This is a genomic window from Ramlibacter sp. MAHUQ-53 (genome assembly GCF_052600055.1).
Window position 1 is genome coordinate 24933 of the sequence record NZ_JBQWTS010000006.1, and the last position, 13833, is coordinate 38765.

The following is a 13833-nucleotide window of genomic DNA, read 5'->3' on the forward strand; positions in this document are numbered from 1 at the left end:
AAGCCGCCAGGCTCTGGTTGCTGGTACTCGAATTCGATAACGGGGAGGGGAACATGTGTGGACCTTTGGAAGTGGAAGGGGAAACGGTGCAGGGCGATCAGGCGATCGACTGGCGCTCGAGCAGACCTGCTCGGGCCTGTCGCGCCAGTTCAGCGAGGCGGTCGACGGCGGGGCCCACCTGCGACGCGTCGAACGGGTCACCGGAAAGCGTCTGGCACAGGTACAGCGTGTCCTGCTGCGGACTCAGCGCGTAGTGCGGCGCGCCGACGTCGGCGAGGTAGAGGTTGGAAGCCAACGCGCCGGCAAGGCATTCGTCCTGGGAGGCGCGCAGGATCTGGCCCACCGCCATCGCCAGGCACAGCGCTGGGACCTCGGCCACCCAGATGAACTCGAGGGCGAGGCCGCCCTCGAGCGTGACACTCCGGGCACGGCCATCCTCGACCTGGTCGACGGGCAGGCGCACGTAATCGGCGAACGCATGGGCGAGGGAAGCGTGAAGCAGGGTCATCAGGCATGTCCTTCAAGGAGGGGGTGGCTGGCCGGGGCGGGCAGCAGGTCGCGGCAGCGGCGCGCCTGCGCCGCGAAGCGCTCGAGGCTGGCCAGCACGTGCGCAAAGCCGGCGCAGGCTTCGGGGAAGTGCTGGGTCAGGTAGACATCACCGCGCGCATCGAGCGAGAGCGCGGCGCCGCCGACACCGTCGGCGAAGAAGTTCGCCACCATCAATTGCGGCAGCAGCGAAGCGGCGTCGGCTCCGTGGAGACTGCCCAGGCGGGCCCGCGCGACGAAGGCCTGCTCGCCCTCGGGCCGCGGCAGCAGCAGCACCGGGATGCCATGCACGCGGAAGGCGCAGGAGCCGTCGGCAGCGGGCCGCAGCTCGGGCAGGTGCAGGGCCTGGGCCAGGCCGCGGACGATGTCGATCAATTGCATGGGGCTTGCTCCGGGACCGGCGGGCCGCCGGACAACGACCGCCTGAGTGCAGCCAGGCTGCCGCGGGTTCCGTCCGGGGCGAAACGACGGCTCACGCCCAGCTGCAGCAGGGAACGTAGGCACAGTCCTTCAACGCGTGCGCCAGGAACGACGCGCCCACGGTCGATCCGCCGGCGATGGCCATCCCTTCGGCCGTCGCCACGGAGCACCCGCAGACCCACTCCCCCACCGAGATGGCCAGCAGGGAAACGCCGACACAGGCGCAGCAATCGGCGCAGCAATCGGCGCAGCAATCGGCGCAGGCCTCACACTCGGTGCCGATCGGCTCGCAGGTCACCTGGAGCGGGCAGGACGGGCGGGTCCGGCAGACCTCGTCCATCGACTCCCGTGCGGGTGCGGGTACGCGCTCGACCGGCTGGCGTGGCGGTGTCGCCACGACGGGTTGCGACGGCTCATGACCGGCCAGGTCGGCGGGCGGCGTGTGGGCGGGCATGTCGACCGGCTTCTGCGGGTCGGCATCCCAGGCCTGTCGCCTGGGTGCAGGCGGCGGGGAGGAGGCGACGCCGTCCGGCGCCGTGATGGTTTGGGGCATGGGGTTCTCCTGAAGTCAGAAGATGGGTCACGGCTCGCACAGCACGTGGTCCGCGACCAGCGCCGCGCGCATGGGCGAGGCAGCGGCCACGAGGCGGCGCAGGCGCTCGGCCAGCCGCGCCGTATCGCCGCCATCGAGCGGCAGGGTCCAGCACAGGTGGACCTGCGCGCCCTGAGGGGCCAGCGCGCCATGGGGCCCGCCGGCATGGGCCAGGTGGAGGTTGGTGCGGAGCAGCCGCACCAGGGCCTCCTCGCGGTGGGCCTCATCCAGCCGGCCGAGCGCAATCGCCGCGCACAGCGCGGGCAGGTCCGCGACATAGCGCAGCTCGATCACTTCGCCCTCCGGGGAGCGCAGGGCGAAGGGCGCGCCGTCGCCGAGCGCCCCGCAGGCGCAGCCGAAGACGGACTGCAGCAGGTCCGCGACGGCCTGGGGCGTCATGCCGGCACCCCGGCGGGCGCGGCACTGGCGGCGCGGGCCTGCACCAGCAGGCCCTGGCACACCCGCGCATGCGCGATGAAGCGGGCCAGCCAGGCCTCGATCGAGACCAGGGACTGGCGGCCCTCCTCGAAGTGCTGGGTCAGGAACAGTCCCGACTGCGCATCGAGGCCCAGGGCCGGGCCGCCGACGCCGCCGGCGAAGAAGTCGGCGCGCAGGAGGCGCTCGAGCAGGGGGGCGAAATCGGGTACGTCGATGTCGCCGAGGAAGGCGCGCATCACGAAGGCCGCCTCGGGCTGCGGGCGCGGCTCGAGCCGGATGTCGACGCCGCCGGCGCGAAAGGCGCAGGCGCCGCCTTCGTCCGCCGCGAGCTGGGGCTGGCGCAGCACGGCGCCCAGGTGCGCAATGACCTGCGAAAGTTGCATGGGGGAATCTCCCGGGGCGAGGAACGCCCCGAACAGCGGTGGTTGTGAAAACCGCGGCCCGCTGGTTCCCTGGGGCCTGTCAGCGAATCGCTACGAGCGCCACATGCCCTGCGCGGCCATTTCGCCGACGATGCGCACGAGCAGGTCGGTCACCGCGGTGACCGCGCGCGACGGGCCCTTGGCCTTGGCGAAGGCCAGAGCCACGGTCCGCTGGAACGGCGGCTCCACGATGCGCGCGGCCTGCAGCGTGCCGGCCTGCACCTCCTGCCACACGGCGTGCAGCGGCAGCACGGTGTAGAGGTGTTCCTGTGCCGTGAGCTGCTTCTGCAGCGGCAGGGAGTCAGCCTCGATCACCGGCGCGAGGGTGATGCGCGCCTGGCGCGCGCCGGCATCGAGCGCTGTGCGCAGGCCATTGGGCGCGCCGGGCAGGATGAAGGGCAGGCCGTCGAGCCTGGCGAAGGTCACCTGGCCGTCCGCGGTGATGCGGTCGCCGCGGTGGCCGATCAGGTAACTGTCCACCGTGGCCAGCGTCTCCTCGCCTTCGGGGAGGGTGGCCGAGTAGCGATACAGGATGGCGATGTCCACGCGGGCCTCGTTCAGCCACTCCTCGACCTGGCCGCTGGAGCCCTCCAGCACGCGCAGGTTCACGCCCGGCAGCTGGGCTCGCACCTCGGCGAACAGGCGGCCGGTGAGGATGGTGCCGATGGAGGGCAGGCTGCCCAGGGTCACGGAGCCCACCGGCTCGCGCAGGTCGGCGCGGATGTCGCGCTCCAGGGCCTGGGCCTGCTCCAGCAGCGCCTTCACCCGGGGGAACAGGCGCTGCCCGGCCTCGGACAGCTCCACGCCGCGGCCGGTGCGGTTGAACAGGCGCGCGCCGCATTCACGCTCGAGCGCGTTGACCTGGCGACTGAGGAACGACTGGTTGCTGTCCAGGAACAGCGCGGCGCGCGTGAGGCTGCCCAGTTCGCCGATGGCGATGAACGAGCGCCACTTCTGCAGGTCGGACGTGATGTCCAGTTCGAATTCGGTGGCGCGGGCCTTGTGCATGGGCGGATTATCGAACCCGGTCCAGCCCCCGCACCCAGTCGACGATGGCGCGGGCCACCGCTTCGGGCTGCTCCGGCACCAGCGCATGCCCCGCCCGCTCGATGACCTTGACCGTCACCTTCTCGCCCAGCGCGTCGCGCAACTCCCCGCGCGTGGCCGGGGGACGCCAGGCGTCCTGCGCGCCCTGGAGGTCGAGGAGGGGCGCATGGGCCTGCCCGTACCAGGCCTCGCGCGGCGGGTGCTGCGACGCTTCTCGGTAGGCGGCCCGCCACTGCGGGTGCCAGCCCGCCAGCCAGGCAGAGGGGTCGTTGCCCGGGGCGAACATGCACACGCGCAGGGCCTCGAGGCGCGCTTCGTCGGTGCGCTGCGGGTCGCTGGCGATCGCCAGGGCGTCCGCCATCCCCGGCGGGAACTGGCGCGCGGCGGCGCCGAGCACCACCACGCCGCGCACGCGTTGCGGGTGGCGCAGGTCCGTCATCCGGGCGACCCAGTGGCCGTAGGCATGGCCGACCACCACGGCGGGCCCGGCCGCCAGCTGCGCGATCACGCCCGCCACGTCGTCCGCCAGGGTCTCCAGCGTCATGCCCGCCGGCGGCGGGCTGCTGCGGCCCATGCCGCGGGGTTGCGGCCGCAGCACCTGCAGGCCCTCGCGGGCGATCCGGGCGGCCAGGTCGTCGAAGTCCTGCGAGTCCCGCAGGGAGGACGGCAGCAGCACGACGGCCGGGCCGGTACCCTCGACGATCACGTCGATGGAGGCGGAGGCGAGCGTGACGGCCACGCGCCGGCGGGCAGCCGCCGGGTCGGCGGGGGACGGGGCGGGAACGTGCATGGGCACCGACTCTAGCCAGGGGGGAAGCCCCCGTCAGGGCACGATCCTGCAAAGCAGCCTTGCACATTCCGCAGGGACGCGCCCCGGTCCCGCGCCCTAGACTGGCCGGCGACTATCCGAATTCCAAGGAGACATCCCCATGCCCATGCCCCGCCGCGGCCTGCTCGCCGCCACCCTCGCGCTGCCTGTTGCTGGCGCCCTGCTGGCCGTCGCGCCGTCCGCGCTCGCGCAACCCCAGGCCTGGCCCACCCGCCCGATCAAGCTGGTCGTGCCCTACGCCCCCGGCGGCCCGACCGACGCGATCGCCCGCCAGCTGGCCACGAAGATGTCGGCCAGCCTGGGCCAGTCGGTGGTGGTGGACAACCGGGCCGGCGCCGGCGGCGCGCTCGGCGTGGACGCCACGGTGAAGTCGGCGCCCGACGGCTACACCTTCGCCCTGGTGGCGCCCGGCCCGCTGGCCGGCATGCCGAACCTGACCCGCACGGCCTACAGCCTGGACGACATCCAGTTCCTGACCCTGGTGGCCAAGATCCCCAGCGTGCTGGTCGTCAACACCAAAGGCGGCATCGACTCGGTGGACGCCCTGGTGAAGATGGCCCGGTCCGAGCCCGGCAAGCTGACCTACAGCTCGGCGGGCCCGGGCACCACGCCCCACATCGGCATGGAGATCTTCAAGGACCAGGCGAAGGTCAGCGTGCTCCACATCCCCTACAAGGGCGCGGCGCCGGCCATCACCGCCCTGCTGGCCGGGGAGGTGAATGCGGCCATGGTCGACCTGCTGCCCGTGCTGCCGCACGTGGCCAGCGGCGCGCTGAAGGTGCTGGCCGTGGCCGGCACCGCCCGCGCGCCGCAGCTGCCCGGCGTGCCGACCACCGCCGAGGCCGGCCTGCCCGGGGTGGTGATGGAGACCACCTACGGCCTGATCGCGCCCAAGGCGCTGCCGGCGCCGATCGCCGCCAGGCTGCGCGAGGCCGCCGTCGCCGCGGTGAACGCGCCGGACATGCGCCAGCTGTTCGCGCAGCAAGGGGCCCTGCCTTCCACCTCCACCGGCGCCGAGTACCAGCAGGTGATGCAGGCCGAGTCGGACAAGTGGAAGAACATCATCGCCAAGGCCAAGATCACCCTGGAGTGAGCGCGCGGTGAAGATCGCCTCCTTCCTGATCGAGCCCTGCACCCAGGGCCTGGCCGACCCGCAATGGAAGTTCGCGCGCGCCCAGGTGCCGCGGCTGGAGGGCTGGGTGCTGCGCCTGCGTGACGACGACGGCCACGAGGGCCTGGGCTACTGCCACGCCATCCCGGCGATCTCCACGCATGGCGCCGGCGCCGAGGCGGCGCTGGCCTTCCTGGCGCCGCGCCTGGTCGGCCGCCCGGTGGACGACCTCGCCGGCATCCTCGAGGACATCGACGCCGCGCTGGCCTACCAGCCCACCGCCAAGGCCGCCATCGACATGGCCCTGCACGACCTGCTGGCGCGCCGGCTGGGGGTGCCGGTGCACGTGCTGCTCGGAGGCAAGCTGCGGGACGCGGTGCCGCTCTCGCGCATCCTGCCGATCAAGTCGCCCGAGGAGATGGCGGAGAAGGCCGCCGGCCTCGTGGCCGAGGGCTACCGCCAGCTGAAGCTCAAGCTGTCCGGCGACACCGAGACCGACATCCGCCGCGTCGCCGCGGTGCGGGCGGCCGCCGGCGACGGCGTGGCCCTCACGCTGGACCCGAACCAGTCGTACAACGCCAAGCAGCTGATCGCCGCCTTCGGCCGCATGGAGCGCCACGGCATCTCGCTGATCGAGCAGCCGGTGCCGGCAGCCGACGTGGCCGGCCTGGCCCTGCTGACACGCACGCTGCCGGTGGCCATCGAGGCCGACGAGAGCGCGCAGACCGTCCGCGACGTGTTCCGCCTGGTGTCCGAGCGCGCGGTCGACGTGATCAACCTCAAGGTCACCAACCTCGGCGGCCTGCGCCGCTTCCTGCAGGCCGTGCGCCTCTGCGAGGCCGGCGAGGTGGGGTGCCGCGTGGGCGCCGCCTTCGGCCCCGCGCTGCTGCAGTCCATGAGCCTGCAGGCCGCCAGCGTGATCCGGCGCCTGCCCCATGCCTGCGAGCTGTCGGAGCACCTGCACCTGCAGGACGACCCGTTCACCCCGCTGCCGGTCGAGGCCGGCCAGATCCACCTGCCGCCCGGCCCCGGCTGCGGCGTCACCTTCCGCACCTGACCCCGGACCCCCGATGTACAAGCCACTCTTCGCCGGCCTGATCGCAGGCCTCGTCGTCGCCGCTGCAGCGGCCCAGGACTATCCCACCCGCTCGATCCGCATGGTCGTGCCCTTCGCCGCGGGCGGCGGGGCGGACCTCGTCGCGCGGGCCATCGCCACCCCCCTGGGCAAGCGCCTGGGCCAGCCGGTGGTGATCGACAACAAGCCCGGCGGCGGCGCCACGCTCGGCGCCGACCTGGTCGCCAAGTCGGCGCCGGACGGCTACACCATCCTGTACACCACGCCCGGCCCGCAGATGACGAACCCGCACCTGCAGGCGAAGCTGCCCTACGACCCCGAGAAGGACCTGGTGCCCGTCTCGCGCGTGGCGGTGGTGCCCAACGTGCTCGTGGTGCCGCGCGACCTGCCGGTGAAGACCGTGCAGGAGCTCGTGCAGTACGCGAAGGAGCGCCCGGGCCGCGTGAACTACGCCAGCGCCGGCAACGGCGCGAGCAGCCACCTCGCGGGCGAGCTGTTCAAGCAGTCGGCGGGCGTGTTCATCGTCCACATCCCCTACCGCGGCACCAGCGCCGCGCTGGCCGACCTGGTCTCCGGCCAGGTGCAGATGGCGATCGACAGCATCCCCGCCTACAAGCCCCTGATCGACTCCGGCGCGCTGCGCCCCCTGGGCGTGGCCACGCCCGAGCGCTCGGCGCTGCTGCCGTCGGTACCCACCATTGCCGAAACCCTCAAGGGCTTCGACGCCGCGCCGGTGAACTACATCTCGGTGCCCGCGCGTACGCCGCAGGCCGTGATCGACCGCTTGAACCGCGAGATCAACGCCGTCCTGCAGTCGCCCGAGCTGCGCGAGCAGTTCGCCGGCATGGGCGTGATCCCGCAGGGCGGCACGCCCGCGGAGATGGCCGCCACCATCCGCAGCGAATCGGAGAAATGGAAAAAAGTGATCCGTTTCTCCGGCGCCAAGCTCGACTGACCCGACTGACTGCCCCCCGACATGAACGACCTCACCCAACTCGGCTACGAACTCGACGGCTTCGTCGCCACCCTCACGCTCAACGCCCCGCCGGTCAACGCCCTGACCCGCACGCTGAACGACGAACTCACCCTGGCCCTGGACCGCATCTCCGAGATGGACGAGGTGCGCGCCGTGGTCCTCACCGGCGCGGGCAAAGTGTTCTGCGCCGGCGCCGACCTCAAGGGCCGCGCCTCCGTGATCAAGGGCCCGGGCGACCTGCCGGCCCACTCGCGCCGCACGCGCGAGTGCTTCCACGCGATCCGCGAATGCGCCAAGCCGGTGGTGTGCGCCCTCAACGGCGCCGCGCTCGGCTCGGGCCTGGCGATGGCCGCCTCCAGCGACATCCTGGTCGCCTCCGAGAAGGCCACGCTGGGCCTGCCCGAGGTGGACGTGGGCCTGCTCGGGGGCTGCAGCCACGCCATGCGCCTGTTCGGCCACTCCCGCCTGCGCCGCATGGCGCTGACCGGGATGCGGGTGGACGGCGCCGAGCTGTATCGCCTGGGCATCGTCGAGGCCTGCGTGCCGCACGAGGAGCTGATGCCCACCGCCCTGGCCATCGCCCGCACCATCGCCGCCAAGAGCCCGGTGTCGACCCGCATGGGCAAGCACACGCTCAACGTGATCGAGGACATGAGCCTGCGTGACGGCTACCGCTACGAGCAGGACATGACCGCGCAGATCGCCAGGACCGACGACGCGAAGGAGGCCCAGCGCGCCTTCGCCGAGAAGCGCGCGCCGGTGTTCACCGGCCGCTGAGCCCCAGGCGCGGAGACCTCTCATGAACGAACGCAACGGTCCGCTGTCGCACGTCAAGGTGCTGGACCTCAGTCGCATCCTGGCCGCCCCCTGGGCCGGCCAGATCCTGGCCGACCTCGGCGCCGAGGTGATCAAGGTCGAGCGCCCCGGCGCCGGCGACGACACCCGCAGCTGGGGCCCGCCCTTCCTGAAGGACGCCACCGGGCAGGACACGAAGGAAGCCGGCTACTACCTCGCCGTGAACCGGGGCAAGCGCTCCATCACCGTGAGCCTGGAAAAGCCCGAGGGCCAGAAGATCGTGCGCGAGCTGGCGGCCTGGGCCGACATCGTGCTGGAGAACTACAAGGCCGGCACGCTGGCGCGCTACGGCCTGGACGAGGCCTCGCTGCGCAAGGTGAATCCGCGCCTGATCTACTGCTCTGTCACCGGCTTCGGCCAGACCGGCCCGCGCCGCGACCAGCCCGCCTACGACTTCCTGATCCAGGCCATGGGCGGCCTCATGAGCGTCACCGGCGAGAAGGACGGCCGCCCCGGCGGCGGCCCGCAGAAGGTGGGCGTGCCCATCGTCGACCTGATGACGGGCATGTACACCGCGGTCTCGGTGCTGGCGGCGCTATCGCGCCGCGACCAGACCGGCGAGGGCGGCAGCATCGACATCGCCATGCTCGACGTGCAGGTGGCCACGCTCGCCAACCAGGCGATGAACTACCTGGTCTCGGGCAAGGTGCCGGCGCGCAATGGCAACGCCCACCCCAACATCCAGCCCCAGGACGTCTACGCCTGCGCCGACGGCGACCTGATCCTCGTGGTCGGCAACGACGGCCAGTTCGCCAAGCTGTGCGAGGTGATGGGCGAGCCCGCCTGGGCCGTGGACCCGCGCTTCGCCACGAATGCCCAGCGCGTTCGCAACATCGGCGAACTCTCGGCCATGCTGCGCGAGCGCTTCGCCGCCCGCCAGCGCGCCGGCCTGATCGCCGACCTCGACGCCGCCGGCGTGCCCTGCGGCCCGATCAATACCGTGCCCGAGGTGTTCGAGGACCCGCAGGTCCAGGCCCGCGGCATGCTGCAGCATTCGCCGCACCCCTGCGGCGTCGACGTGCCGCAGGTGGCCAGCCCCATGCGCTTCGACGGCGCGCCGCTGCCCCTGCGTGACGCTCCCCCGCTGCTGGGACAGCACAGCGCCGACATCCTGGCGCAGATCGGCTACGCGCCGGACGATGTCGCGCGGCTGCGCGCGCAAGGAGTGATCTGATGGCCGCCCCGCTGACCCTGCACTGGTCCCCCAAGTCGCCCTATGTGCGCAAGGTGATGGTCGTCGCCCACGAGCTGGGCCTGGTTCCGCAGCTGGAACTGGTGCGCTCCGTCGCCGCGATGCTCAAGCCCAACCCGGCGATCATGGCGGTGAACCCGCTGTCCAAGATCCCGACCCTGGTGCGCGAGGACGGCTCGGTGCTGTTCGACTCGGTGGTGATCTGCGAATACCTCAACACGCGCGGCGGCGGCGACCTGTTCCCCACCGAGGGCGAGGCGCGCTGGCAGGCCCTGCGCTGGCACGCCTTCGGCGACGGCCTGCTCGACGCCCTGATCCTGTGGCGCAACGAACGCGAGCGCACCGCGGCCCTGCCCGCGCTGCTGGAGGCTTTCGAGTTGAAGACGCGCAGCAGCCTCGCGCTGCTCGAATCCGAAGTGCCGGCGCTCGAGGCGGCGCCGCTGTCCATCGGCACCCTCACCCTGGGCTGCGCCCTGGGCTACCTCGACTACCGCTTCGACACGCTCGGCTGGCGCAGCCTGGCGCCGCGCCTCGCGGCCTGGCATGCCCGCCTGTGCGAGCGCCCCTCGTTCCGGGCGACGGAGCCGGTCGATGGCTGAACCCGCCCCGGGGGCGAGAAGCGCCGCCGCGCCTCGGTCTGGCCGCAACGCCAAGCCGGGGCAGCCCCCGACGCAAGGAAGCCCTCATGAGTGAATCCACCGCCTCCCCGCGCGTGGTGCGCAGCGAGCGCCAGGGTGCCGTGGGCATCGTGCGCATCGAACGCCCCGAGCGCCGCAACGCCCTGAACCTGCAGGTCAAGCAGGAACTGGTGGACGCCCTGCGCGCGATGGAGCAGGACCCGCAGGTCGCCGCGGTGGTCCTCACGGGCAGCGGCGGCTACTTCGTCGCGGGCACCGACATCGCCGAGATGGCGGACATGACGCCCGTCGACCACGTGCGCCTGGACACCGACCGCGTCTTCCACGTGGTGCGGCAGCTTGCCAAGCCGGTGATCGCCGCGGTGGAGGGCTATGCGCTGGGCGGCGGCTGCGAGCTGGCGCTGGCCTGCGACATCGTCATCGCCGCCGAGGACGCGAAGTTCGGCCAGCCCGAGATCCGGGTCGGCATCATGCCGGGCGCGGGCGGCACCCAGCGCCTGCTGCGCAACGCGGGTCGCTACAAGGCCCTGCTGTGGAGCCTCACCGGCGAGAGGGTCCCCGCGCGCGAGGCCTACGCCGCCAACCTGGTGAGCCGGCTGGTGCCCCCGGGCGAGGCCCTGGCCCAGGCCGTGGACGTGGCCACGCAGATCGCCGGCATGCCGCCGCTGGCGGTGCAGGCGATCCGCGAGGCGGTGCGCCTGGGCGCCGACCAGCCGATGGACAGCGCCCTGGCGCTGGAGCGCCGCTACTTCGAGCGGCTGTTCGCGACCGAGGACCAGAAGGAGGGCATGCGCGCCTTCCTCGAGAAGCGCACGCCGCGCTACCAGGGCCGCTGACGCCGGCGGCCCCGGCGGGTCAGAGGTACAGGCGCGCCGGGTTGTCCTCGAGCACCTGGCGCACGACCGCGTCGCTGCCGGCCCAGGCCATGAACATGTCCAGCAGCTGCACCGGGTCCGGTGCCGGCGTCACGCGCAGGTGCGGCCAGTCGCTGCCCCAGACCAGGCGGTCGGGCGCGGCCTCCACCAGCTTCTGCTGGAACGCGCGGCCGACCTCCCAGTCGGCCTCGTTCAGCAGGTTGCGGTAGGCGCACAGCTTGACCCAGGCCTTGCCCGATTCGAGCAGGGACAGCAGGGTGCGGAAGCCCGGGTCGTCGATGCCCGCGCGGGCGTCGAAGCCGCCCATGTGGTCGATCACCACGGGCACGGGCAGGGACCGCAGGCCGTCGGCGATGGCGGGCAGGGCGCGACAGTCGGTCCACAGCTCGGCGTGCAGGCCGTTGTCGGCCAGCGCGGGGGCCAGCGCCTGCAGGTCGTCCCAGGAGGCGCTGCCGGCGAAGTTGGCGCCGGCGCCGCTGCGGTGGCTGAAGCGGGCGCCGCGCACGCCCCGGTCACGCAGGCCTGCCAGCGGCAGGGGGCTGCCCGGGCGCACCACGACCACGCCCCGCAGCGCCGGCTGCGACGCCAGGGCATGCAGCAGCAGCGAGTGGTCGTCGCCGTAGGCGCTGGGGTGCACCAGCACGCCGTGCTCCAGGTCCAGGCGCCGCAGGAGCGCCATGTACTGCGGCTCCAGGGCCTCGGGCGGGGTGTAGCTTCGCTCGGCGGCCAGCGGGAAGCGCTCGTAGGGGCCGAACAGGTGGGCGTGGCAGTCCCAGCCGCCCGGGGTGGTGGCGGGGGCGTTCACGCGAGCCCCGCGTGCTGGGGCAGGGGAAAGGCCGGCGCGACGCCTTCGGGCAAGGGGATCTCGTGGCAATTGAGCGTCATCGCGACCATGGTGTAGTAGCCGATGAGGGCGGTGAGCTCGACGACGGTGCGCGCCCCGAAGCGCGCCACGGCGGCGGCATAGGTGGCGTCGGACACCGAGCGGTGGCGATTGAGCTCGACGCTGAAGCACCAGACCAGGGCGTCGTCCGCGGACAGGCCGGGCGGCTCCTGCTGCGCCAGCAGCGCCTCGATGATCGGCGACTCCAGGCCGGCCTTCTCGCCCTCGAGGCGGTGGGCGTACCACTCGAACGGGGAGTCGCAGGCGCGGCCCGTCACCAGGATCGCCAGCTCCGACAGCCGCGGCGGCAGGGAGGTACCGTAACGAAGCAGGGCGCCGAGCGCCTGCCAGCGGTCCGCCAGCTCGGGGTTGTGCAGCGCGGCCCGCAGCGGGCCCTGGATCTTGCCGCGGGGGCCGGAGACGATGCGGTCGTACACGGCGCGCTGGGCAGCGTCCATGGTGTCGGGCGAGGGCAAGGGGATGCGTGGCATGGCGGGCATGATAGGCACGGCCCCTGCGGCGTGCCCGTCGGCAGATGCAATGCTGCTATTCACGAAGCCACAAGGCGCCCGGGCGCGCACCAGGGCCGCCGCTGCGGGGGCCCGTCACGCCGGCGCCTGCCCCCGCCGCGAGAGCTGCCCCCCCAGCCAGGCGCTCCCCAGCACGATGCCCGCCGCCACCAGCAGCGATCTCGCCGGCGCGGCCTGCACGCGGCCCCAGGCCATGGCCGGCACGCGTGGCGCCATGAGGGCCAGGCGGCGGCGCATCATCTGAGCGCCCAGCTCGCCCAGGCGTCCGCGCAGCACGCGCTCGGCCTCGGGAAGGAACAGGGTTTCCTCGTCGGCCACGTGGTGCAGCACGTCGCGCATCAGGCCCAGGAAGGCGCCGTCGAAGGTGGGGTCGGTGGGCTCGAGCTGGCGCAGCTGGGCGATCTGCCGGCGCATGCCCGCATGCTCGTCGACCGCGCGGCGCAGGAAGTCCGACGCGGAAGCCTCGCGCACGGCGGGATACAGCAGCTCCTCCTCCAGCCGGGTGTGCACCTCCAGCGCCAGGCACACCGTGCGCGCCAGGCCCTGCTTGATGCGTGGCGAGGCGGTGGCGTGGTACCGCTGGAAACGCTCGAGCACCTGGCGGTGGTCACGGCGCACGAGGTCGGTGGCACGCGGAACGGCGCGTTCGATCAGCCGGGTCATGGCCTCGCCTTTCGTGGAAGGATCGAGGCCCGGTTCTAGCGGCCCGGCCCGCGCGCCGGGTGTAGGCGCTCAGGCCGTCTGTTCGCGAGCCAGGGCATCGCGCACCAGCGCGGCGTCCAGCCCGTACATCTCGGCGAACTCCTCGACCGCCTTGCCGCTGGCGCGGAAGGCCCGCACCAGCGCCTCGCGGCGCGCGGCCTGGCCGGCGAGCTCGGCGCAGGCCTCGTCGATCAGGGACAGCGCGGTCGCATCCTGCGTGCGCACGCGCTCGAGGTAGGCGTCGCGGTCCAGGCCGGAGGCGTCGATCGCCTGCACGAAACGGGCGCGGGCCCAGGCGCGGGCCTTCTCGGCATCCTTGCCCTGGCGGCGGCGGAAGACTTCGACGATGGCATGTTGCACATGCTCGGGGGCCACGGGCTCCACCGGCTGGCCGTCCAGGTCGCAGCGCATGTCGCCGCTGGCGACGGCCTCCAGGTAGCGGCTGGAGCGCACATGCTGGCCGAGCGCCTGCTTGAGGTCGTCCTTCTCGAACGCGCCGGGGTGACGCGCCATCAGGTCCTCGAAGATGCCGAGCTTCAGCGGGCGGAAGCGCGCGCCGAACAGGCGCGGGTGCAGCTCCCACAGCGTGTGCAGCAGCGGATGCACCGGGCGCGCGCTGCGCGCCGGCTTCTTGTTCTTCGGTTTCTGGGGCTTGGGATCGCTCATGAGCCCGAGACTGTAGCCGCCCGGCGGGCACAATCG

18 protein-coding genes are annotated in these 13833 nt (G+C 72.7%); 7 read left to right on the plus strand and 11 right to left on the minus strand.

Annotated elements, in window-relative coordinates; translation table 11 throughout:
* Positions 1–97: 97 nt before the first annotated feature.
* From ACT80S_RS10515 to ACT80S_RS10545, 7 genes are all read right to left on the minus strand, one after another.
* Complete coding sequence (locus ACT80S_RS10515; protein WP_377415582.1) at positions 98–508, minus strand: hypothetical protein; 411 nt, start codon at positions 506–508, stop codon at positions 98–100.
* The gene (locus tag ACT80S_RS10520; protein WP_377415583.1) at positions 508–927 is read right to left on the minus strand and encodes a type III secretion system chaperone; all 420 of its coding nucleotides are present in this window, start codon (positions 925–927) and stop codon (positions 508–510) included. Before ACT80S_RS10520 ends, ACT80S_RS10515 begins: the two co-directional genes overlap by 1 nt.
* A 91-nt stretch (positions 928–1018) precedes the next feature.
* Positions 1019–1519: a hypothetical protein gene (locus ACT80S_RS10525; RefSeq protein ID WP_377415584.1), complete on the minus strand. Its 501-nt coding sequence runs from the start codon at positions 1517–1519 to the stop codon at positions 1019–1021.
* Between the two features lie 27 nt (positions 1520–1546).
* On the minus strand, positions 1547–1957 hold the full coding sequence (locus ACT80S_RS10530; protein WP_377415585.1) for a CesT family type III secretion system chaperone: 411 nt from the start codon (positions 1955–1957) through the stop codon (positions 1547–1549).
* A complete protein-coding gene (locus ACT80S_RS10535; protein ID WP_377415586.1) occupies positions 1954–2379 on the minus strand; it encodes a type III secretion system chaperone in 426 nt (141 codons plus the stop codon). The genes ACT80S_RS10530 and ACT80S_RS10535 overlap by 4 nt, the downstream gene beginning before the upstream one ends.
* A 90-nt stretch (positions 2380–2469) precedes the next feature.
* On the minus strand, positions 2470–3426 hold the full coding sequence (locus ACT80S_RS10540) for a LysR family transcriptional regulator (RefSeq protein WP_377415587.1): 957 nt from the start codon (positions 3424–3426) through the stop codon (positions 2470–2472).
* 7 nt (positions 3427–3433) lie between these two features.
* Positions 3434–4255, minus strand: a complete 822-nt coding sequence (locus ACT80S_RS10545) for an alpha/beta fold hydrolase (protein ID WP_377415588.1) — start codon at positions 4253–4255, stop codon at positions 3434–3436.
* A gap of 139 nt (positions 4256–4394) precedes the next feature.
* Between ACT80S_RS10545 and ACT80S_RS10550 the strand changes: the two genes are divergently transcribed.
* From ACT80S_RS10550 to ACT80S_RS10580, 7 genes are all read left to right on the plus strand, one after another.
* Positions 4395–5387 (plus strand): Bug family tripartite tricarboxylate transporter substrate binding protein, encoded by a 993-nt coding sequence (locus tag ACT80S_RS10550; RefSeq protein ID WP_377415589.1) that lies wholly within the window; start codon positions 4395–4397, stop codon positions 5385–5387.
* A gap of 7 nt (positions 5388–5394) precedes the next feature.
* A complete protein-coding gene (locus ACT80S_RS10555; RefSeq protein ID WP_377415590.1) occupies positions 5395–6462 on the plus strand; it encodes a mandelate racemase/muconate lactonizing enzyme family protein in 1068 nt (355 codons plus the stop codon).
* A gap of 13 nt (positions 6463–6475) precedes the next feature.
* The gene (locus ACT80S_RS10560) at positions 6476–7435 is read left to right on the plus strand and encodes a Bug family tripartite tricarboxylate transporter substrate binding protein (protein WP_377415591.1); all 960 of its coding nucleotides are present in this window, start codon (positions 6476–6478) and stop codon (positions 7433–7435) included.
* A 21-nt stretch (positions 7436–7456) separates the two neighbouring features.
* Positions 7457–8233, plus strand: a complete 777-nt coding sequence (locus tag ACT80S_RS10565) for an enoyl-CoA hydratase/isomerase family protein (protein ID WP_377415592.1) — start codon at positions 7457–7459, stop codon at positions 8231–8233.
* A gap of 22 nt (positions 8234–8255) precedes the next feature.
* The gene (locus ACT80S_RS10570; protein ID WP_377415593.1) at positions 8256–9485 is read left to right on the plus strand and encodes a CaiB/BaiF CoA transferase family protein; all 1230 of its coding nucleotides are present in this window, start codon (positions 8256–8258) and stop codon (positions 9483–9485) included.
* Positions 9485–10102, plus strand: a complete 618-nt coding sequence (locus ACT80S_RS10575; protein ID WP_377415594.1) for a glutathione S-transferase family protein — start codon at positions 9485–9487, stop codon at positions 10100–10102. The genes ACT80S_RS10570 and ACT80S_RS10575 overlap by 1 nt, the downstream gene beginning before the upstream one ends.
* 86 nt (positions 10103–10188) lie before the next feature.
* Positions 10189–10977, plus strand: a complete 789-nt coding sequence (locus ACT80S_RS10580; protein WP_377415595.1) for an enoyl-CoA hydratase-related protein — start codon at positions 10189–10191, stop codon at positions 10975–10977.
* A 19-nt stretch (positions 10978–10996) separates the two neighbouring features.
* On the opposite strand, the gene ACT80S_RS10585 is transcribed toward ACT80S_RS10580, so the two are convergent.
* From ACT80S_RS10585 to ACT80S_RS10600, 4 genes are all read right to left on the minus strand, one after another.
* A complete protein-coding gene (locus ACT80S_RS10585) occupies positions 10997–11821 on the minus strand; it encodes an amidohydrolase family protein (protein ID WP_377415596.1) in 825 nt (274 codons plus the stop codon).
* The gene (locus tag ACT80S_RS10590; protein WP_377415597.1) at positions 11818–12390 is read right to left on the minus strand and encodes a carboxymuconolactone decarboxylase family protein; all 573 of its coding nucleotides are present in this window, start codon (positions 12388–12390) and stop codon (positions 11818–11820) included. Before ACT80S_RS10590 ends, ACT80S_RS10585 begins: the two co-directional genes overlap by 4 nt.
* 114 nt (positions 12391–12504) lie before the next feature.
* Positions 12505–13092, minus strand: a complete 588-nt coding sequence (locus ACT80S_RS10595) for a hemerythrin domain-containing protein (protein WP_377415598.1) — start codon at positions 13090–13092, stop codon at positions 12505–12507.
* A 69-nt stretch (positions 13093–13161) separates the two neighbouring features.
* Positions 13162–13797 (minus strand): ProQ/FinO family protein, encoded by a 636-nt coding sequence (locus ACT80S_RS10600; protein ID WP_377415599.1) that lies wholly within the window; start codon positions 13795–13797, stop codon positions 13162–13164.
* Positions 13798–13833 lie beyond the last annotated feature (36 nt).